This is a genomic window from Knoellia sp. S7-12, from assembly GCF_040518285.1.
In the GTDB taxonomy this organism is placed as follows: Bacteria; Actinomycetota; Actinomycetes; order Actinomycetales; family Dermatophilaceae; genus Knoellia.
The window spans coordinates 988,087-1,008,251 of the sequence record NZ_CP155449.1 but is presented as its reverse complement, the minus strand read 5'-3'; the positions used below and the strand labels follow the sequence as shown (position 1 = coordinate 1,008,251).

General features: G+C 67.7%; 15 protein-coding genes. 6 read left to right on the top strand and 9 right to left on the bottom strand.

The genetic code is table 11. The annotated features are described in order from the left end of the window. Positions 1-12: 12 nt before the first annotated feature. The gene (locus V6K52_RS04825) at positions 13-315 is read right to left on the bottom strand and encodes a hypothetical protein (protein ID WP_353952762.1); all 303 of its coding nucleotides are present in this window, start codon (positions 313-315) and stop codon (positions 13-15) included. 196 nt (positions 316-511) lie between these two features. Between V6K52_RS04825 and V6K52_RS04820 the strand changes: the two genes are divergently transcribed. From V6K52_RS04820 to rarD, 3 genes are read left to right on the top strand one after another with little or no spacing between them, the layout of a single operon-like run. Beyond that, on the top strand, positions 512-2,380 hold the full coding sequence (locus V6K52_RS04820) for a 2-oxoacid:acceptor oxidoreductase subunit alpha (RefSeq protein WP_353952761.1): 1,869 nt from the start codon (positions 512-514) through the stop codon (positions 2,378-2,380). 35 nt (positions 2,381-2,415) lie between these two features. Next, positions 2,416-3,468 (top strand): 2-oxoacid:ferredoxin oxidoreductase subunit beta, encoded by a 1,053-nt coding sequence (locus tag V6K52_RS04815; protein ID WP_353953717.1) that lies wholly within the window; start codon positions 2,416-2,418, stop codon positions 3,466-3,468. 19 nt (positions 3,469-3,487) lie between these two features. Continuing rightward, positions 3,488-4,432, top strand: a complete 945-nt coding sequence (gene rarD, locus V6K52_RS04810; protein ID WP_353952760.1) for an EamA family transporter RarD — start codon at positions 3,488-3,490, stop codon at positions 4,430-4,432. Between the two features lie 7 nt (positions 4,433-4,439). Here the strand turns inward: rarD and V6K52_RS04805 are convergent, their stop codons facing one another. The 3 genes from V6K52_RS04805 to V6K52_RS04795 all read right to left on the bottom strand — a co-directional run bounded on the left by V6K52_RS04805 (position 4,440) and on the right by V6K52_RS04795 (position 8,990). After that, positions 4,440-5,282 carry an alpha/beta hydrolase gene (locus V6K52_RS04805; protein WP_353952759.1) on the bottom strand — a complete coding sequence of 281 codons (843 nt, stop codon included), beginning with the start codon at positions 5,280-5,282 and terminating at the stop codon, positions 4,440-4,442. Positions 5,283-5,297: 15 nt separating this feature from the next. Beyond that, complete coding sequence (locus tag V6K52_RS04800; protein WP_353952758.1) at positions 5,298-6,122, bottom strand: alpha/beta hydrolase; 825 nt, start codon at positions 6,120-6,122, stop codon at positions 5,298-5,300. A 147-nt stretch (positions 6,123-6,269) separates the two neighbouring features. Continuing rightward, the gene (locus V6K52_RS04795) at positions 6,270-8,990 is read right to left on the bottom strand and encodes an AAA family ATPase (protein WP_353952757.1); all 2,721 of its coding nucleotides are present in this window, start codon (positions 8,988-8,990) and stop codon (positions 6,270-6,272) included. 125 nt (positions 8,991-9,115) lie between these two features. Here V6K52_RS04795 and V6K52_RS04790 point away from each other — a divergent pair, with 125 nt between their 5' ends. Further along, on the top strand, positions 9,116-9,949 hold the full coding sequence (locus V6K52_RS04790) for an alpha/beta hydrolase (RefSeq protein ID WP_353952756.1): 834 nt from the start codon (positions 9,116-9,118) through the stop codon (positions 9,947-9,949). A 96-nt stretch (positions 9,950-10,045) separates the two neighbouring features. Here the strand turns inward: V6K52_RS04790 and V6K52_RS04785 are convergent, their stop codons facing one another. Then, positions 10,046-11,044 (bottom strand): helix-turn-helix domain-containing protein, encoded by a 999-nt coding sequence (locus V6K52_RS04785; protein ID WP_353952755.1) that lies wholly within the window; start codon positions 11,042-11,044, stop codon positions 10,046-10,048. Between the two features lie 71 nt (positions 11,045-11,115). Between V6K52_RS04785 and V6K52_RS04780 the strand changes: the two genes are divergently transcribed. Both V6K52_RS04780 and ilvA read left to right on the top strand, forming a co-directional pair. Further along, complete coding sequence (locus V6K52_RS04780; protein WP_353952754.1) at positions 11,116-12,438, top strand: MFS transporter; 1,323 nt, start codon at positions 11,116-11,118, stop codon at positions 12,436-12,438. 72 nt (positions 12,439-12,510) lie between these two features. Further along, positions 12,511-14,052, top strand: a complete 1,542-nt coding sequence (ilvA, locus tag V6K52_RS04775) for a threonine ammonia-lyase, biosynthetic (RefSeq protein ID WP_353952753.1) — start codon at positions 12,511-12,513, stop codon at positions 14,050-14,052. Positions 14,053-14,101: 49 nt separating this feature from the next. Here the strand turns inward: ilvA and V6K52_RS04770 are convergent, their stop codons facing one another. Genes V6K52_RS04770 through nuoL form a run of 4 tightly spaced genes read right to left on the bottom strand, consistent with a single transcriptional unit; the run spans position 14,102 to position 20,158 of the window. Continuing rightward, the gene (locus tag V6K52_RS04770; protein ID WP_353952752.1) at positions 14,102-15,088 is read right to left on the bottom strand and encodes a polyprenyl synthetase family protein; all 987 of its coding nucleotides are present in this window, start codon (positions 15,086-15,088) and stop codon (positions 14,102-14,104) included. Then, positions 15,085-16,659 carry an NADH-quinone oxidoreductase subunit NuoN gene (nuoN, locus tag V6K52_RS04765; protein ID WP_353952751.1) on the bottom strand — a complete coding sequence of 525 codons (1,575 nt, stop codon included), beginning with the start codon at positions 16,657-16,659 and terminating at the stop codon, positions 15,085-15,087. The genes V6K52_RS04770 and nuoN overlap by 4 nt, the downstream gene beginning before the upstream one ends. After that, on the bottom strand, positions 16,656-18,197 hold the full coding sequence (locus V6K52_RS04760; RefSeq protein ID WP_353952750.1) for an NADH-quinone oxidoreductase subunit M: 1,542 nt from the start codon (positions 18,195-18,197) through the stop codon (positions 16,656-16,658). The genes nuoN and V6K52_RS04760 overlap by 4 nt, the downstream gene beginning before the upstream one ends. Next, positions 18,197-20,158, bottom strand: coding sequence for an NADH-quinone oxidoreductase subunit L (gene nuoL / locus V6K52_RS04755; protein ID WP_353952749.1), 1,962 nt, complete (start codon positions 20,156-20,158; stop codon positions 18,197-18,199). Before nuoL ends, V6K52_RS04760 begins: the two co-directional genes overlap by 1 nt. Positions 20,159-20,165 lie beyond the last annotated feature (7 nt).

The window sequence follows — 20,165 nt, the reverse complement described above, 5'->3', positions numbered from 1 at the left end:
AGCGCCCCCATGTCAGCGCTGCGGCTTCCCGATCGGACCAAAGGCCGCCCGCGAGGCGTCGTCATCGAGTTCGTACTGCGTCGCGTTGGTGTCCAACGTCCGACCGTAGGCCCTCGCCGCTTTGGCCCAGTCGGTCAGTTCGGTGGTCCAGTCGGTGCCCACTCGTTGCATCGCGGCCACACTCGAGGCCCCGGGCATGGCCGCCTTCGCCCCGGTCAAGGCCTCCCCCGGCGTGACCTTTGCGATCTGTCCCGCGGCCGAACGCGCGGCCTTGGCCGAGTCCCGCAGGTCCTTGATCTGGACGTCGTACGTCATGAGCGCTCCTCCCCGTTGGTTCCCCATGCTTGCAGGGGTGTGCTTTCTTCGCCATGGGGAGAACTCCCCCTTGGCGGGAGGGATGTGATCCTTGTTGGACACCTCCATAGCCTTGCCTTACCTCGGTCGTACGATGGGGGTACCCGTCGGGTCACGAGAAAAGAGCCCCGGCTGACAGCTCTCGAGTCAGGTGTTCATGTCCAGCAAGACCGTTCAAAAGCTCGATCGTGTGGTCATCCGTTTCGCTGGCGACTCCGGCGACGGTATGCAGCTCACCGGAGACCGATTCACCTCCGAGACGGCCGCGATGGGCAACGACCTCTCGACGCTGCCCAACTTCCCTGCCGAGATCCGCGCACCCCAGGGGACGCTGCCCGGGGTGTCGAGCTTCCAGCTCCACTTCGCGGACCACGAGGTCCTCACCCCCGGCGATGCCCCTGACGTCCTCGTCGCCATGAACCCGGCTGCGCTGATGGCCAACCTCGGCGACGTGCCGCGTGGCGCGACGATCATCATCAACACCGACGAGTTCTCCAAGCGCGCGCTGGCCAAGGTCGGCTACGCCGAGAACCCGATGGACGACGGCTCGCTCGAGTCATTCCACGTCCACGCCGTGCCGCTCACGAGCATCACCGTGGACGCGCTCGCGAAGTTCGAGGGTCTGACGCGCAAGGAGAAGGAGCGCGCCAAGAACATGTTCGCGCTCGGCCTCCTCTCGTGGATGTACACCCGCCCCACGACCGGCACCGAAGCGTTCCTCAAGAAGAAGTTCGGTGCGCACCCCGAGATCCTCGAGGCCAACCTCACCGCGCTCAAGGCTGGCTGGAACTACGGCGAGACGACCGAGGACTTCGCGTCGAGCTATGTCATCGCACCGGCCGTGATGCCCCCGGGCACCTACCGCAACATCACCGGCAACACCGCACTCGCGCACGGCCTCGTCGCCGCGGCACACCAGGCGAAGCTGCCGCTCGTGCTGGGCTCCTACCCGATCACTCCGGCCTCCGACATCCTGCACGCCCTGTCGTCGCTCAAACGCCACAACGTCACGACCATGCAGGCAGAGGACGAGATCGCCGGCATCGGCATCGCGCTCGGTGCGAGCTTCGGTGGGGCGATCGGCGTGACGACGACCTCTGGTCCGGGCGTCGCGCTGAAGTCGGAGATGATCGGCCTCGCCGTCTCGCTCGAGCTGCCGCTGATCATCGTCGACGTCCAGCGAGGCGGACCCTCGACCGGCCTGCCGACCAAGACCGAGCAGTCCGACCTGCTCCAGGCGATGTTCGGCCGCAACGGTGAGTCGCCGGTCCCGATCATCGCGCCGTCAACCCCGGCCGACTGCTTCGACGCAGCCTTCGAAGCAGTCCGGATCGCCACGGCATACCGAACGCCTGTCTTCCTGCTCAGTGACGGCTACCTCGCCAACGGCTCCGAGCCGTGGTCCGTCCCGGAGGTTGCTGACCTGCCCGACCTCCAGGTCGAGTTCGCGTCCGCGCCCAACGGCATCGACGACAAGGGCGAGCCGGTCTTCCACCCGTTCCTGCGCGACCCCGAGACCCTCGCCCGCCCGTGGGCCGTCCCCGGCACGCCCGGTCTCGAGCACCGCATCGGCGGCATCGAGAAGGCCGACATCACCGGCAACATCTCCTATGACCCCGACAACCACGACAAGATGACCCGCCTGCGCGCCGCCAAGATCGCCGGCATCGCGGGCATCCCCGATGTCGTCGTCGAGGATCCTTCGGATGATGCCCGACTGCTCGTTCTCGGTTGGGGCTCGACCCAGGGCCCGATCGCCGCTGCTGTCAGGGCTGTTCGCAACGCCGGACACTCGGTCGCGTCGGCACACCTGCGCAACCTCAACCCGTTCCCCGCCAACCTTGGCGAGGTGCTCCGGTCCTACGACCGCGTCGTCGTCCCCGAGATGAACCTCGGCCAGCTGTCGATGCTGTTGCGGGCCGAGTTCCTCGTCGACGTCCGCCCCCACACGTCAGTGCGCGGCCTGCCGTTCTCCACGGTGGACCTCGCCGACGTCATCCTCACCCACCTGGAGGAGGTCAAGTGACCACCACGAATCATGCAGCCTCACGCCCGAGCGGGCTGACCGGCATACCCCTGCTTGCTGTTGATTCACCGAAGCAGACCAAGCGCGAGTTCACGTCCGACCAGGAGGTGCGCTGGTGCCCGGGTTGCGGTGACTACGCGATCCTGGCGGCGGTCCAGTCGTTCCTGCCCGAGCTCGGGCTCAAGCGCGAGAACATCACGTTCGTCTCCGGCATCGGGTGCAGCTCGCGCTTCCCCTACTACCTCGACACCTATGGCATGCACTCGATCCACGGTCGCGCGCCGTCGATCGCCACCGGGCTCGCGACGTCGCGGCCGGACCAGAACGTGTGGGTCGTGACGGGCGACGGCGACGCGCTGTCGATCGGTGGCAACCACCTCATCCACGCGTTGCGCCGCAACGTCAACATGACGATCCTGTTGTTCAACAACGAGATCTATGGGCTGACCAAGGGCCAGTACTCCCCCACGTCGCGCGTCGGCCAGGTGACGAAGTCCTCCCCGCTCGGGTCGGTCGACCAGCCCTTCAACCCGGTGTCGTTGGCGCTCGGTGCGGAGGCGACCTTCGTGGCGCGCACGACCGACACCGACCGCAAGCACCTCACCGGGATCCTGCGGGCGGCTGCGGAGCACCGTGGCACCTCGCTCGTCGAGATCTATCAGAACTGCCCGATCTTCAACGACGGCGCGTTCGACCTCATCAAGGACCGCACCCAGCAGGAGGCGCGTCTCGTGCACCTCCTCGACGGCGAGCCGGTGGGCGTGGGTCCCGAGGACGACCGAAAAACGTTGGTGCGTATGCCGGGTGGTCGCCTTGAGTTCGTGTCTGCCGCTGACGCTGTCGGCGCCGACGTGGTCGTGCACGACGCGGGCGCTGAGGACCCGAGCCAGGCATTCGCACTGTCGCGGCTCGACTCCCCCGAGATGACGCACGTGCCGATGGGCATCTTCCGGTCGGTGTCGCGTCCGACCTATGACGACGGTGTGCGCGCACAGGTGGAGGCCGCGATCGACACGGCGGGTGGCCCGGCGACCGACGACGACTTGGGCTCCCTGCTCCGCGGTCGCGACACGTGGACCGTCGCGTGAGTGCTCGTGTGACCCAGGGATGAGTCCGCCCCTCGCGGGTGATGCCGGGGAACTGAAGCGCGGGACGATCTTCGCATTTCTCGCCTACGGCATCTGGGGACTCTTCCCCCTGTACTTCCACGCGCTCGAACCCTCGGGTGCTTTCGAGATCCTCGCGCACCGGATCCTGTGGACGATGCTGTTCTGCGTCGTCGTGCTCGTAGTCCGAAGGGACTTCGCGTGGGTGTCGACGGTGGTGCGGCGACCGAAGCTGCTCGGCGGGCTGTCGCTCGCCGCCCTGCTCATCGCCGTCAACTGGGTCGTCTATGTCCTTGCCGTCATCACCGGTCGGACGTATGCCGCTGCCCTCGGTTACTTCCTCAACCCCATCGTCACCGTGGGGCTGGGCGTCTTCGTGCTGCGCGAGCGGCTGCGGCCGATGCAGTGGGCGGCGGTGAGTGTCGGGGCGATCGCCGCGGTCTACCTCACTGTGGCGGGTGGCGAGTTCCCGTGGATCGCCGTGTCGCTCGCGTTCTCGTTCGCCTTCTACGGGTTGGTCAAGAAGAAGGTCGGCGCGTCGCTGGATGCGATGCACTCGCTGACGGTCGAGACGCTGGTGCTGGCCCCGGTGGCTGTTGGCGTGCTCGTGTGGCTTGCCTCAAAGGGGTCCACGACCTTCGGGGAGGAGGGTGCGGCCCACACGTCCCTGTTGGTCGCTGCTGGAGTGGTCACGGCGATCCCGTTGCTCTTCTTCGCAGCCGCTGCTCGGCGGATCCCGCTGGTGACGATCGGGCTGATCCAGTTCCTCACCCCGATGCTGCAGCTGCTCATCGGTGTCGTGCTGCTTGGTGAGCACGTGACCGGCGCGCTGTGGGTCGGCTTCGGGATCGTGTGGATCGCCCTGCTGCTGTTGACGATCGACTCGCTGCGCCAAGGCCAGACCAACCGCCGAGCCCGCCTCGCCGAACCTGAACCCTGCCCCTGACCCGCCCTCAAGAGCCAGAGGCCGACGCCGTCTCGCCGACGGTGCCCGCCTTCTGGAGGGCCCAGTCGAGGGCGTGGTCGGCGACGGCCTCCCAGCCCGGGGCACCGCAGGTCCAGTGGTCGCGCCCCGCGAACTCGTAGTACTCGGTGAGCGCCGGTGACTTGGCGTAGTGCTTGGCGTTGGACTTGTTGACCGAGGGAGGCATGATGTGGTCCTTCTCGCCACCGATGAACAGCAGCGGCGCCCGATCGGCGGAGTAGTCGACCCAGGTCTCCTGACGACCGGGTTTGAAGTTGGCGAACAGTCCGTACTCCCAAACCCAATGCCCTGGTGCCGCAATGGCGTAGCGGTCCCACACGGCCCTGGACTCTTCCTCGGTGAGGGTGTTGGTGAAGGCGTAGTGAAACTCCTCCGGGGTGAACCCAACCGCCTTGTGACGGTTGGCCGGGTTCTTCAGCGCCGGAAACAACGACTTGGCCTGCGAGAGCGGGTTGACGCGCACGCCCTCGGTGGGGGCGGAATCGATGACAACACCAGCCGAGCCGAGGCCGCGGGCGAGGAGCAGCTGCGTCAGCGTGCCGCCGAAGGAGTGGCCCATGATGATCGGGGGGACCTCTACGCTCTCGATCACAGCTGCGAGGTGGTCGAGGGTCTCCGGAACGGTCAGGTCGGCGATGATCTGGGGATTCTCCCGAAGAGCTTCGACCTCGATCTCGAAGCCCGGGTAGGAGGGTGTGAGGACGGTGAGGCCCTTCGCGCGGTAGTACGCGGCCCAATCCTCCCAGCTGCGGGGGGTCATCCAGAGTCCGTGGACGAGGACAACGGTGTCGGGGCGTTCGTTCTGGTTCATGAGTCTTCTCTTTCGTCAGGAGTTGATGAACTGGAGCAGGTCGGTGTGGAGACGGTCCCGGTCGGTGTCCGGGAGCGCATGGCTGCTGCCCTCGTACACGGTGAGCACTGCACCGGCGATGAGGTCGGCAGAGCGCTTGCCCCCTACGTGGATGGGGACGATCTGGTCGTCGTCGCCGTGGATTACAAGGGTGGGAATGTTGACCTTGGCCAGGTCTTCGCGGAAGTCCGTTGCCGAGAATGCTGCGATGCACTCGTAGGCGCCCCGGTGTCCGCTGGACATGCCCTGCAACCAGAACGCGTCACGAAATCCTTGGTCGACGTCACCGTTGCGGTTGTGTCCGAAGAATGGGCCGTCGGCGAGGTCCCGATAGAGCTGGGAGCGGTTGGCCACCTCTCCGGCTCGAATGTCATCGAAGACGGTGACCGGCAGGCCCTCGCGGTTGTCGTCGGCGCGCAGCATGAGCGGTGGAACGGCAGACACGAGCACGAGTTTCGCGACGCGTGCGCTGCCGTACCGCCCGATGTAGCGGACGATTTCGCCGCCGCCGGTGGAGTGTCCGACCAACGTGAGGTCATGCAGGTCGAGAGTTTCGATGAGGGTGGCGAGGTCGTCGGCGTAGGTGTCCATATCGTTGCCGTCCCAAGTCTGTGTGGAGCGGCCGTGTCCGCGACGGTCGTGGGCGATGACGCGGTGTCCGTGCTCGGCCAGATGCCGCGAGGCGGCATCCCAGGCGTCGGCGTTGAGGGGCCATCCGTGGCTAAGGATGACGGGGGTGCCGGTGCTTCCCCAGTCCTTGTAGAAGATCTGGGCGCCGTCATCGGCGGTGACGTAGGGCATGGGGGCCTCCTCGAGGGCTTGGATTCCCGAGTCTGGTTTGGCACCCCATGTCGCCGGACCACGCGCGGCTCGTAGTCGTCAGTGCTGTCTGCCGTCGGGCTGGAGCGGAGTCGGTCTCTGCTCGGGCGTGCTCACGCAACCGAACGGTCAACCGCCGGCGCGAAACCTCTCCCTCAGCTGACGGCGGGAGGAGATGCCGAGCTTTTGGAAGACCTTGCGCAAGTGGTAGTCCACCGTGTTCGTGCTGATGAAGAGGGTGGCCCCTATCTCGGCGTTCGTGCTTCCCGACTCGGCCAGTCGCGCGACCGTCAGCTCTTGGGAGGTCAGGCCCAGTGGCTGAGGCTCGCTGGCCGCCTCGGAGGTCAGTCCGGTCGCCGTGAGCTCGTTCTGGGCGCGCTGCACGAAGATTGGGGCCTGGCTCCGTTCGAAGAGGTCCACGGCCATCCGCAGCTGATCACGGGCGTCGCGGCGGCGCTTGGTCCGCCGGAGCCACTCTCCGTACAGCAAGTGAGACCGACCGCGTTCGACCTCGATGTCGGTGGGCTCGAGGGTCGCGATGGCTCTCAGGTAGAGGGGTTCGGGGTCGTCGTCGACGAGGGCTCGGCTGCGCTCGGCGATGGCGCGCGTCCACCGCGACTCGTTGGCCCTAGCCATCTCTTCCAGCCGTCGGACGTGGGGCATAGCCTCGGCGGGATGGCCGGCCCGCACCGCGGCCTCGACGAAGTCCGCCAGGTCCAGCGGGGTCACGTGCAGGAACGGCTCGTCGATGAGGGGCTGGAGCGTGGTGTAGGCGTCGCGGTAGTGGCCTTCGGCCAGGTCCCGCACGGCAAGGGCGGCGACCCCCGCGGAGTGCACCCCACCGAAACCCATCGCCAGCGCAGCTTCGCAGACCGCCCACACCAGGGGCCGCGGCGCACCGTTCCACGCCAGGTAGGCCGGGTTCACGACTTGCTCAGCGTCGTAGCCGATGGCGCGGCGGAGCTCTCGCACCTGCTCGGCACCCTCACCGGCCGCCTTGGGCGTGCCGCCCTTGAGCTCGGCGAGGGACATGGTCCACAGAGTGGTGTCGAGCACCTGCAGGGCTCCCGCGTCCCGGGCTCCCTGGGCCGCACGCTCGAGAACCTCACGGCGGCCGTCCGCATCCCACAGTGCCGTCGTGAGAGCGACACCGACCACGACGTAGGTCATGGCCTGTGCCTGCGGCAGGGCGTTGATGGCGTCGACCGCGCGACGCATGAGCGGGACCGCCTCGTCATAGGGCAGCTCGATGAGGGCACCGAGGGCCGTGAGCACGGTCGAGTTCACGCCGAGCCGCAGCGCTGCGCCCTCGCTCAGGCGCTTGCCCAGCACGGCCAGCTCCACGCCATCGACCAGTCGCTCCGCCGGAAGGCAGTACTCGAACGCCCTGATGAGGGCAGCCTGCTCGGCGTCGGCATCGATCCCGTCGAAGCAGCTCGCGGCCTCGAGCATCCGAGCTGTTCCCCTCACCAGGACCGGGTCTCCCGTGAACACGGCGTGCATCGCCTGCAGCGAGATGAGTCGGCCCCTGACTGCCGGTGGCACCGTTGATGGGTCGAGGTCGTCGAGCAACGCCTTCGACACCTGCACGGCACCTGCGGCCGAGGCCGCCTCTCCCGCGCTCACCAGTCGGGCAGCCTTGACGTCCCCAGCGGGTGTGAGTGCCGAGGCCTGGGCGAGAACGTTCGCGCGAGAGAGCAACCCCCCGCGCCGTCCGGCCAGGTCGGCCACCTTCTCGAGGCGCTCCGCGACCTTGGGGTCGCTACCGAGCGTGGCCTTGGACGCGTGCCATGCCTCCAGCTCGACCAAGCCATGCCCGCCGGCAGCGAGGGACAGCGCGCGGTGGACCCGACGCCGGTCCGTGCCGGAGGCCGCGTTGTACACCGCCGACCGCACCAGTGGGTGACGGAAGTCCACCGTGGCACTCAGTGCCACCAACCCGGCGAGCTCTGCGTCCTCGCCTGCTGCATCCGGAACCTCCAGCGTGGCTGCTGCCGAGCGGATGAGGTCGAAGCTGCCGGTCGAGTCAGCCGACGCCAGCAACAGCCACAGCTGTAGCTCGGGGGCCAGCTGCCGCACTCGACGCAGGTAGAACGTCTCGAGATGGCGCCCCACCGGGATGGGCTCGTCAGCCAGGCTCGAGTGCGTCAGCCTGCGCACGTCGAGCTCGGTGGCCAAGTCCACCAGGGCAAGAGGGTTCCCCCCTGTGGACATGGCGATCTGGGCGGCTGCTGCGGGGTCCATCGGCTCCGGCAACGCCGACTGCAGGAGCCTGATCGCGGCCGCAGGACCCAGTCCCTGGAGATGCAGGACCGGGATGCCGACGATGCGCTCGATCAGGTGAGGTTCGTCGCGACCGGCGAACACCAGGGCGACCGATTCGGCTTCGAGCCTGCGAGCCACAAACGCCAGCGCTTCCATGGACTCGGGGTCCAGGTGGTGGGCGTCGTCGACCGAGCACACCAGCGGCGTCGTCTCACCCGCCGCGGCCACCAGCGCCAGCACGCCCATCCCCACGAGGAAGCGGTCGGGCGGTGGGCCGGGGTCGACGCCGGCGGCCACCCGCAGGGCACTCTGATGGCGGTCAGACAACGACACCACATGTGACTGGAGGGGAAGCATCAGGCGGTAGAGCGCCGCGAAAGGGCTCGTCGACTCGGCCTCGTAGCCGGTCACCCTCAGCTGACGCATCCCGGCGTGGGCGACCGACCCCAGCAAGGTCGTCTTGCCAATACCTGGCGCTCCGAGCAGGAACAGCGAGCCACCCCGGCCGTTGCGCGCGCCCGAAAGCAACGTAGCCAACTGACGTGCCTCGGCCTCGCGGCCCAGCAGGCCGAGGGAGCTGTCCATGTCGCGACGCTAGCGCCGTGACAAGTCGCAGCGCCAGAGGCATGACTACGCGTCTCACGTGGTCCCGGCACAGGGCCCCGGCACCCACGCTGTTGAGCGCCCACCCACAACCTCAGGAGTGCCTCATGACCATTCACCGTTCACGCCGACCCCGACTGCTCGTCGCGGCCCTTGTCGGCATCCTCATGCTCGCCGGAACCACCCTGGCTGCGGCCGCCGCTCCGGCGTCGACAGCCCTCAAGAAGCCCATGACGCCCAAGCCCACCGTCGTCCTGGTCCACGGAGCCTTCGCCGACTCCAGCGGCTGGAACACAGTCGCGGGAAGCCTGCTGAGCGACGGCTACCCCGTCATTGCGTTCTCCAACCCGCTGCGTGGTCCCGGCTCGGACTCTGAGTATCTGCGCCAGCTTCTCGCGACAATCGACGGACCCGTCGTCCTGGTCGGCCACTCCTACGGCGGCGCCGTCATCACCAACGCCGCAAAGAGTGACCCCGACGTCAAGGCGCTGGTCTACATCGCGGCATACGCCCTGGCCGAGGGTGAGAGCGTTGCGGAGGCGAACGCGCTCGGGGGCGGCCACACCGACGTCATCGACCATCTCGTCGTGCGGCCATTCCCGGGCGCGACCGGAGGCGACGGCGACGCCTATATCGATCCGGCCCATTTCCCGCGGTTGTTCGCACAGGACCTGCCCAGGTCGACCACCCGCGTCATGGCTGCGACCCAGCGACCCGGAGCCCTAGCGGCCCTGGTGACACCCTCCGGCGCGGCGGCCTGGGAGGACATCCCCAGCTGGTACCTCGTTGCGCGGCAGGACCGCATCATCCCGCCGGAGGCCGAGCGTGCCATGGCGGCCCGCGCTGGATCCACGACCGTGGAGATCGACAGCTCGCACGTCGCGATGCTGAGTCACCCGTCTGTGGTGCTCAAGCTCATCAGAGCAGCCGCCGACAGCTGATCGGGTGGTCACCCGCGCAGCTTCTCCGAGCCATCATGGCTCGAGGGCGGACCGCCTGGGGTGCCGAGATGTGGACGAACGACGCGTCCCTGCGGCTCAGGCGATCCTGCTCTCGGCGGCGCCGCGGAAGGTGCGGCGATAGGCCTGCGGCGAGACGCCCAGCGTGGCCGCACAGTGCTTGCGCAACGAGGCACCCGTGCCCATCCCGGCGCGCGTCGCGATGACGTCCACCGTGAGGTCGGTGGTCTCGAGGAGGTGCTGCGCGTGGCGCACCCGCTGCTGGGTCACCCATGCTGCGGGCGTCAGGCCGGTCTCGTCACGGAAACGTCGGGCAAAAGTGCGCTCACTCATCCGTGCTCGCTTGGCGAGGGCGGGGACAGAGAGGTCAGCAGCGAGGTGTGCCATCGCCCAGGCCCGCGTACTCGACGTGGAGGCGTCATCCATCACCGGCACGGGCCGCTCGATGAACTGCGCCTGCCCTCCGTCACGCCACGGCGGGACGACGCAATAGCGGGCAACGTCGTTGGCGACGGCGGCACCGTGGTCGCGCCGCAGGAGGTGCAGGCACAGATCGACGCCGGCGGAGAGCCCGGCGGCGGTGAGGACGTCACCGTCATCGACGAACAGCACGTCCTCGTTGAGATCGACCTGCGGATAGAGCTTTCCGAAGGGCTCGGTGTGCTGCCAGTGGGTGGTGGCCGGCCGCCCGTCGAGGAGGCCAGCCGCGGCCAGGACGTAGGCGCCAGTGCAGATCGAGACGATCCGGGTGCCGGGGCGGATGAGACCCAGTGCTCGACCGATCTCCTCCGGCAACGTGCCCTCGAACCGAGGTCCGGGGATCTGGGTGCCGGGAATGATCACCGTGTCCGCGCTCGCAAGGAGGGACGAATCACCATGGGGCACAACGGCATACCCGTTGTGCGTCTGGACCGGACCACCATCGAGGGACGCCATCTGCACGTCGTAGAGCGGACGCCCATCGGCTCCCTCGGCGGAGCCGAGCACCGCACCGGGGATCGTGGCGTCGTAGCCGATGAGGGGCTCGAGGAGCAGGACGACGACCTTGTGGCGGGTGGGGACGCGTGGAGTGCGCATGGCTGAATCTTTGCACATTGTGGCATTTCTGCCACTAGGCGAGGCCCGACCGGACTGACAGGCTCGCTCTCATGACCGACGACCTCGCGGTGAATGCCGCCGACGCCGAGCCCTTTGCCGACGACCCGGCGCGTCGACGACGCCCACCGCTCCACCGCGCGTGGATCGTGGCGATCGTCGGATTCGTGACCCTCATCGGTGCCGCCGGGTTCCGCTCCGTGCCAAGCGTGCTCATCGACCCGCTTCATCAGGAGTTCGGGTGGAGCCGGGCCACGATCGGCTTCGCGGTGTCGGTCAACCTCGTGCTGTTCGGACTGTTCTCACCGTTCGCCGCCGCACTCATGGACCGGTTCGGGATCCGGCGGGTCGTCGCCATCGCGCTCACTCTCGTCGCCCTCGGCAGCGGCCTCACCGTCTTCATGACCCAGCCGTGGCAGCTCATCCTGCTGTGGGGAGTCGTCGTCGGCATCGGCACCGGCTCGATGTCCATGGCGCTCGTGGCGACCCTCGTCAACCGATGGTTCGTCGCTCGCCGCGGTCTCGTCAGTGGCGTGCTCACGGCGGCGGGCGCCACCGGCCAGTTGGTCTTCCTCCCGCTGATCGCGATCCTGGCTGACCGATATGGCTGGCGCACACCGGCGCTCGTCGTCGCGGCCGTGGCCCTCGCCGTGGTTCCCCTCGTCATGTTGTTCGTCCGCGATCACCCGCACGATGTCGGCCTGCAGGCCTATGGCGCGACGTCCGACGACCCGGGCCTGCCGGCGCCCAACCCCGTGGGCAATGCCGCAACCCAGGCGCTGTCAGCCCTGCGCGACGCGGCCAAGACGCGCGCCTTCTGGCTGCTCGCGGGAGGATTCGCGATCTGTGGAGCCTCGACCAACGGTCTTGTCGGCACACACTTTGTCCCGGCAGCCCACGACCACGGGATGCCCACGACGATGGCCGCGTCACTGCTCGCGCTCATCGGGCTCTTCGACATCGCCGGCACGATCTTCTCGGGATGGCTCACCGACCGGGTCGACGGGCGACTCCTCCTCGTGGGCTACTACTCCCTGCGCGGCCTCTCGCTCATGCTGTTGCCCTCCCTGCTCGGCCCTACGGTGCAGCCCACCATGTGGTTCTTCATCCTCTTCTACGGACTCGACTGGATCGCGACCGTCCCACCGACAGTGGCCCTGTGCCGCGAGTGGTTCGGCATCTCCGCACCAGTGGTCTTCGGGTGGGTCTTCGCCTCGCACCAGATCGGTGCCGCGATCGCTGCCACGGGGGCCGGGGCGGTGCGTGACTTCACCGGTACCTACTCCCTCGCCTGGTTCACCGCCGGCGGACTCTGCCTCCTCGCGGCGGGGCTCTCGTGGGCCATCCCCCGCCGCCGCACACCCGTTCCCGCCTGACGAGGGCTGGGACGCCGTCTCGACTGGTGGCCACAACGCTCGCCGCGGCGAAGGCAAGGTTTGCTTGGTCCCATGCCCCCCGAAGAACTCGCGCTGCCGCCGGCCAATGGGTCCGAGCACCTGCGGGCCGTCCTGCGGGCCCCCGTCTATGAGGCTGCGGTCGTCAGCCCTCTCGAGGTCATGGAGTCCTTGTCCGAGCGCCTCGACAACGTCGTTCAGGTCAAACGCGAGGACCGGCAGCCGATCCACTCGTTCAAGATCCGTGGCGCCTACACGAGGATGCGCGCCCTCAGCAGTGCGGAACGTGCTCGCGGAGTCATCACGGCATCGGCCGGCAACCACGCCCAGGGGGTCGCGCTGTCCGCAGCACTGCTCGACCTGAACGCTGTGGTCGTCATGCCGGCGACGACCGCCCCCATCAAGGTCAACGCCGTCCGCGGTCACGGCGCCGAGGTCGTGCTCCTGGGTGACACGTTCGACGTCGCGCAGGCCGAGGCCCTGCGATTGGCCGACGCTCGCGGGCTCACCTATGTTGCCCCCTTCGATGACCCGCTCGTCATCGCGGGACAGGGCACCATCGGACTCGAGCTCATCCAGCAGGACGCCCACCTCGACAGGATCTTCGTCCCCGTCGGCGGCGGTGGGCTCGCGGCCGGTGTCGCCGGCCTCATCAAGAACCTCATGCCCGGCATCAAAGTCATCGGGGTCGAACCCGAGGACGCGGCCTGTCTCAGCGCCGCCCTCGCCGCTGGCCACCCAGTGCAACTTCCCGAAGTGAGCCGCTTCGCCGAAGGTGTGGCCGTGAAGCAGATCGGCGACCGGACCTTCGACCTCTGTCAGCGCTACCTCGACGACGTCATCACCGTCAGCTCCGACGAGATCTGCGCAGCGGTCAAGGACATCTTCGAGGACGTCCGCGCCGTGGCCGAACCGGCCGGGGCCGTGGCACTTGCTGGACTCAAGAAGTACACCGAAGCACACGGCATACACGGAGAAAGGTTGGCACACATCCTCTCTGGGGCCAACGTCGCCTTCGACACCCTGCGCTACATCTCGGAGCGCGCAGAGATCGGTGAGCACCGCGAGGCCCTCTTCGGCGTGACGATCCCCGACCATGCCGGCGCGTTTCTCGACTTCGTCGAGGTGCTCGCTGGACGCTCGGTCACGGAGTTCAACTACCGCGCGGACGGGACCGACCGGGCCCGCATCTTCGTCGGCGTCCAGCTCTCCGGTGGCGCCCCCGAGGGCCGCGAGATCCACGACAACCTCACGGCTGCGGACTACGAGGCCGTCGACCTCTCAGAGGACGAGACCGCCAAGACCCACGTGCGCTACATGATCGGCGGACGTTCTCCTGGCGTCGACGAGGAGGTCTACAGCTTCGAGTTCCCCGAGCACCCCGGTGCCCTCAGTCGCTTCCTCACCGAGCTCGGCACCCGCTGGAACATCACGATGTTCCACTACCGCAGTCATGGGACGGACTACGGCAGGGTCCTGTGCGCCTTCGAGGGAGTGCGCGATGACCCCGACTTCGCTGCTCACGTGGCGAACCTGGGCTACCCCTGCCAGGACGTCTCCACCTCCCCGGCCCTGTCCTACTTCCTCCTGCGCTGACTGGAGTCCGCGCCGAGCGAGCCAGAAGTTGGTGGCCGGCCGGGACGGGTCAGGAGACGCGGTGGGTGACTGAGGTGGCCAGGGCCAGCAGGGCGGTCTTGGCCTCGCTGTCGGGCAGCCCGGTCAAGGCGTCCTGCGCCTGCTCACCGACCGCACGCGTCTCGTCGCGTGCCCGCTCCAGCGCAGGGTGAGCGCGCAGCAGAGTCAGCGCCTCGGCCAGCTCGGCATCGCCCGAGAGGTCCGAGAGCAGCAACTCCTGGAGCCGGGCATCTTCCGGTGAGGTCGAGGCCAGCGCATGCAGCACCGGCAGCGTCCGCTTGCCCTCGCGCAGGTCGGTGCCCGGCGTCTTGCCCAGCTCTTCGGCGGAGGACTCGATGTCGATGAGGTCGTCGGCGAGTTGGAAGGCCATGCCCAGCCGCTCACCATAGACCCGCATCGTCTCGACCACGTCGTCGTCGCACCCGGCGAACATCGCACCGTAGCGCGCAGCGGTCGCGATGAGCACCCCCGTCTTGTCCTCGAGGACTCGCAGATAGTAGGCACCGGCGTCCTCGCCGTCGGGGGCCTGCCGTTCGTCACGGATCTGGCCCGTGCACAGACGGATGAACGTCTGGGCCTGGATCCGCACCGCCTCCGTTCCCAGCTCGGAGACGAGTGCCGACGCGTGTCCGAAGAGCAGGTCTCCGATGAGGATGGCCGTGGAGTTGCCGTATGCCGTGTTGGCCGTCGGCGTTCCACGCCGCAGCTCCGCCACGTCCATGACGTCGTCGTGATAGAGCGAGGCCAGGTGGGTCAGCTCAACCGCAGCAGCTGCCGAGACAACCGCATCGTTGACGCCGTCGCCCAGCTCGGCGGCCAGGATCGTGAGCATCGGCCGGAACCGCTTCCCACCGGCCCGCAGCAAGTGGACGTTGGCCTCGGCGATGAAGGCGTCCTCGTGGTCGATGCGCTCCTCGATGAGGGCTTCGACTCGGGCCAGTCCGTCGGTGAGCCGTTCCTGAAGCCCGGCCGACACCTCGGGCAGCGCCAGCGTCACTGGATGAACTGCGACACCCGACCGGCGAGGTCGAGAATCGGGCCCGGGAGGATGCCGAGGATGACGGTGCCGAGGGCACCGACCGTGATGGCGACCGTCGAGGCGATCGACGGGGTCAGCGCAACGACGTCGTCACCCGTCGGCTCGGTGAAGTACATGAGCACGATGAGCCGGAAGTAGACGAACGCGGTGACGGCCGAGGCCAGGACGCCGACGACGACCATGATGATGCCCGCCAGTCCACCGTGCGCGATCGCCGGCGCGAACACCGCGAACTTCGCGGTGAAGCCCGACGTGAGCGGGATGCCAGCGAACGCCAGGAGCAGCAACGCGAAGATGCCGGCGACGACCGGGTGCTTGCGACCCAGGCCAGCCCACTGCGAGAGGTGCGTCGCCTCGGAGCCGCCTGAACGGACGAGCGAGACGATGGCGAAGGCCGCGATCGTCGCAAGACCGTAGGCCGCGAGATAGAACATCGTGCCGGACACGCCCGTCACGTCGAACGCCAGGACACCGACGAGGATGAAGCCGGCGTGCGCGACCGACGAGTAGGCCAGGAGCCGCTTGACGTCGGTCTGGGTCACGGAGAGCACTGCGCCGACGACCATGGTCAGGACCGCGATCGCGGCGACGCCGAGGCGCCACTCGAGGCGCGAGGACTCGACCCCGACGTAGGCGAAGCGCAGGATCGCACCGAAGGCAGCGAGCTTGGTCGCGGCGGCCATGAACCCGGTGACCGGGGTCGGGGCGCCCTGGTAGGCGTCCGGCGTCCACGAGTGGAACGGCACAGCGCCGACCTTGAACAGCAGGCCGATGAGCACAAGAACGACACCGGGGAGCAGCAGTCCTTCGTAAGCCCCGTTGGCCGTGGTGATCGCCTGGGCGATCTTCGCCAAGTCGGTCGACCCGGCATACCCGTAGAGCAGCGCCGCACCGAAGAGGAAGAAGGCCGACGAGAAGGCACCCAGCAGGAAGTACTTGAGCGAGGCCTCCTGCGAGAGCAGGCGACGACGACGCGCCAGGCCCGTCAACACATACAGCGGCAAGGACAAGACCTCGAGCGCGACGAACATCGTGATGAGGTCGTTCGACGAGACGAACATCAGCATGCCGAACACGGCGAACAACGTCAGCGGGAAGGCCTCCGACGTCGCGAAGCCAGCGCGATCCGCTGCGGACTCAGCGGGTGAGCCCGGTGTCGCCGCACCCATCGGGGTGAAGGCGTCGGCGGACCGGCCACCGAAACGCTCCGACATGGTCAACACTCCGAGGACCGAGAAGACCAGCAGCGTCCCCTGCATGAACAGGGCCGGGCCGTCGACGACGATCGAGCCGCCGGCGGTGACGCTCTGGTTGTCGACGGACACGAGCGCGAGCACCGCGAAGGCAACCACGAGGGCGGCCAGCGCGAGCGTCACCTGGATGATGTGCCGTGACTGTCGCGGCGCGAACGCCTCGACCAGTACCCCGACGAGCGCGGCGCCCACGATGATGAGCATCGGCGCGACGGCGCCGTAGTTGACCTGGACGGCCTCGAAGGCTGTCGGCAGGGCGGTGGACAGGGCGGTCACTGGGCACTCCCGGTGGCGTGGGTCGGCGTCGGATCAGTGACACCGACGAGTTCGAGCGTCTGCTTCACGGCGGGGTTGACGAGATCGAGGACCGGCTTCGGGAAGAACCCGAGGAGCAGGAACGACGCGATGATCGGCGCCACGACGAGCTTCTCGCGCAGGCCGAGGTCGCGCGGTTCGCCGCCCTTGGCGAACGTCGGACGCGGACCTGTGAAGACGCGCTGGTAGGTCAGCAGGATGTAGAGCGCGGCGAGGACGATGCCGATGGTCGCGATGGCGGCAGCCACCTGGTAGCGCTGGAAGGTCCCCGTGAGCACGAGGAACTCCGATACGTAGGACGACAGACCGGGCAGCGCCAGCGACGACAGACCGGAGATGAGGAACGCCCCGGCGAGCACCGGGGTCACCCGCTGCCAGCCGCCGTAGTCGGCGATCCGCTGCGACCCGTGCCGCGAGATGAGGAACCCGGCGAGCAGGAAGAGCCCGGCCGTCGCGAAGCCGTGGTTGATCATGTAGAGCGCCGACCCGGACCCTGCCGTCGTGGTCATCGCGAAGATGCCGAGGACGATGAGGCCGAAGTGGCTGATCGACGTGAAGGCGATGAGTCGCATGATGTCGCGCGATCCGATGGCCAGCAGCCCGCCATAGATCACCGAGATGACGGCAAGCGTGATGACGACCGGGGTCGCCCACTGCGACGCCTCCGGGAAGAACCCGAGGCAGAAGCGCAGCATCCCGAAGGTACCGACCTTGTCGAGGACGCCGACCAGCAACACAGCCGTCGCCGGACGGGACTCAGCCGCCGCGTCGGGCAGCCAGGTGTGGACCGGCCACATCGGCGCCTTGATCGCGAAGGCGATGAAGAAGCCGATGAACAGCCAGCGCTGGGTAGCGGTCGACCCACCGACAGCACCTTCGAGGGACTCGTAGAGGAAGCCCTGCTCGCCACCGGGCCCTTGGAAATACAGGCCGATGACAGCGACGAGCATGATGAGCCCGCCGACGAGCGAGAAGAGGATGAACTTCACGGCGGCGTACTGCCGTCGCGGCCCGCCGAACAACCCGATGAGGAAGTAGACCGGGATGAGCATGGCCTCGAAGAACACATAGAACAAGAAGACGTCGCGCGCCGCGAAGACTCCCACCATGAAGGTGAGCAGGATGAGCATCAGCGCGAAGTAGGTCTTCTCGCGACCCGGCTCCGCGTCGTCACCCAGGTCGTTCCACGCCGCGAGCAGGCAGATCGGCGTGAGGATCGCCGCCATGATGATGAGCGAGAGCGCGATGCCGTCGACACCGAGCGCGTAGGAGACCCCGAACTGCGGGATCCACGAGTGCGTCTCGGTGAGCTGATAGCGATCACCCGACGCGTTGTCGAACTGAGCCCAGGCGACGAGCGCCAGCACCAGGGTCAACAGCGAGACGCCGAGTGCGATCGGCTTGGCCAACCGCGATGAGGCAGAGGGCAGCAGCCAGATGACCGCCGCGCCGACGAGCGGCACGACCATCATGAGCGTGAGCAGGGGCAGGCCGGACATCAGTTCATCACCCACAGTGCTCCGAGAATGGCGACGACACCGGTGAGCATCGTCAAGGCATAGGACCGGGCATAGCCGGTCTGGAGGCGGCGCAGTCGCGAGGACAGCCCGCCGACGGACGCAGCCAACGAGCCGACGAGCCCGTCGACACCCTTGCCGTCAGTGAAGACCAGCGCGCGGGTGAGGTGGGTGCCGGGCCGCATGAACAGGCCCTCGTTGATGGCGTCCTGATAGAGGTCGGCACGGGCGGCCTGCGTGACCAGCGAACCTCGCGGTGCCGTCTGCGGGACCGCGTCACGCCAATACAACATCCAGGCGTATGCCGCTCCGCCGGCTACCAGCAACAGCGTCAGTCCGATGATGACCGGGACGGCGAGCACAGGGTGCTCCTCACCGTGCTCACCGACGACCGGCTCGAGCCAGTGGGTGAACATGCCACCCCACGAGAGGATCAGGCCGAGAACGCCGGACCCGACCGCGAGAACCATCATCGGGATCGTCATGGTCAACGGCGACTCGTGCGGGTGTATGGCCCGAGATCCGAGCTCCTTGGCCTCTGCCTCGTCGACCCAGCGCTTCTTGCCGTGGAAGGTCATGAAGAACAGGCGCGACATGTAGAAGGCGGTGATCCCGGCGCCGATGAGGGCGATGAAGCCGAAGACCCACGGACGCCAGCCCTCACCGATGAAGGCGGCTTCGATGATCTTGTCCTTGGACCAGAAGCCCGAGAACGGCGGGACACCGAGGATGGCGAGCCAGCCCAGGCCAAACGTGATCCAGGTGATTTTCATGGCGCTCGACAGGCCACCGAAGCGGCGCATGTCGACCTGGTCGTTCATGCCGTGCATGACCGAGCCAGCGCCGAGGAACATCCCGGCCTTGAAGAAGCCGTGGGTGATGAGGTGGAAGATCGCGAAGGCGTAGCCGACCGGGCCGAGGCCAGCGGCGAGCATCATGTAGCCGATCTGCGACATGGTCGAGGCAGCCAGCGCCTTCTTGATGTCGTCCTTGGCGCAGCCGACGATCGCACCGTAGAACAACGTGATCGCACCGACGATCGCGACGGCGAGCTGCGCGTTGGGCGCAGCGTTGAAGATGTCGTGCGAGCGGACGATGAGGTAGACGCCGGCGGTCACCATCGTCGCGGCGTGGATGAGCGCCGAGACCGGCGTGGGGCCGGCCATCGCGTCACCGAGCCAGGACTGCAGCGGGAACTGGGCCGACTTGGCGCAGGCACCGACGAGCAGCAGCAGGCCAAGCGTGGTCATCGCCGTCGAACCGGCCTCACCCGCACCGGCGTGCACGGTCGCGAAGTCCACTGCACCGAATGTGTAGAACATGAACATCAGCGCGATCGACATCCCGACGTCACCGACGCGGTTGACGAAGAACGCCTTGTTGGCCGCAGTCGCGTAGGCCGGGTTGTGGTTCCAGAACCCGATGAGGAGGTAGGACGCCAGACCCACGCCCTCCCAACCGACGAACAGCAGGAGGTAGGAGTCGGCCAGCACCAGCAGCAGCATGGACGCGACGAAGAGGTTGAGGTAGGCAAAGAACTTGCGCCGGTTCTCGTCGTGCTCCATGTAGCCGATGGAGTAGACGTGGATGAGCGACCCGACGAACGTGATGAGCAGGACGAACGCGATCGACAGCTGGTCGACGAGCAGGCCGGTCTCGAGCTGGAACTGACCCGCAGGGACCCAGTTCCACCCCGACACGTGCGCTCCGCGAGCCTCTGATCCGCGACCGATCATCGAGAACAGCAGGATGAACCCGAGGACGAAGCTGGCCCATGAGAGCGCCGTGGCGAGCAGGTGCCCCCAGGCGTTGGTGGCCTTGCCACCCAGCAGGAGCAGGCCTGCGCCGAAGAGCGGGAAGGCAACGAGAAGCCAGGCGTATGCCGTGATGCCGGTGGCCGCGGCCACCTCGCCTTCCGCGGCAAGCAGTGCGAATGAGTTCACGAGTGCC

What these genes read in the sequence shown, in the direction of transcription:
- V6K52_RS04825 (WP_353952762.1), bottom strand. Translation starts at nt 315, where the DNA reads ATGACGTACGACGTCCAGATCAAGGACCTGCGGGACTCGGCCAAGGCC.
- V6K52_RS04820 (WP_353952761.1), top strand. Translation starts at nt 512, where the DNA reads ATGTCCAGCAAGACCGTTCAAAAGCTCGATCGTGTGGTCATCCGTTTC.
- rarD (WP_353952760.1), top strand. Translation starts at nt 3,488, where the DNA reads ATGAGTCCGCCCCTCGCGGGTGATGCCGGGGAACTGAAGCGCGGGACG.
- V6K52_RS04805 (WP_353952759.1), bottom strand. Translation starts at nt 5,282, where the DNA reads ATGAACCAGAACGAACGCCCCGACACCGTTGTCCTCGTCCACGGACTC.
- V6K52_RS04800 (WP_353952758.1), bottom strand. Translation starts at nt 6,122, where the DNA reads ATGCCCTACGTCACCGCCGATGACGGCGCCCAGATCTTCTACAAGGAC.
- V6K52_RS04795 (WP_353952757.1), bottom strand. Translation starts at nt 8,990, where the DNA reads ATGGACAGCTCCCTCGGCCTGCTGGGCCGCGAGGCCGAGGCACGTCAG.
- V6K52_RS04790 (WP_353952756.1), top strand. Translation starts at nt 9,116, where the DNA reads ATGACCATTCACCGTTCACGCCGACCCCGACTGCTCGTCGCGGCCCTT.
- V6K52_RS04785 (WP_353952755.1), bottom strand. Translation starts at nt 11,044, where the DNA reads ATGCGCACTCCACGCGTCCCCACCCGCCACAAGGTCGTCGTCCTGCTC.
- V6K52_RS04780 (WP_353952754.1), top strand. Translation starts at nt 11,116, where the DNA reads ATGACCGACGACCTCGCGGTGAATGCCGCCGACGCCGAGCCCTTTGCC.
- ilvA (WP_353952753.1), top strand. Translation starts at nt 12,511, where the DNA reads ATGCCCCCCGAAGAACTCGCGCTGCCGCCGGCCAATGGGTCCGAGCAC.
- V6K52_RS04760 (WP_353952750.1), bottom strand. Translation starts at nt 18,197, where the DNA reads ATGTCCGGCCTGCCCCTGCTCACGCTCATGATGGTCGTGCCGCTCGTC.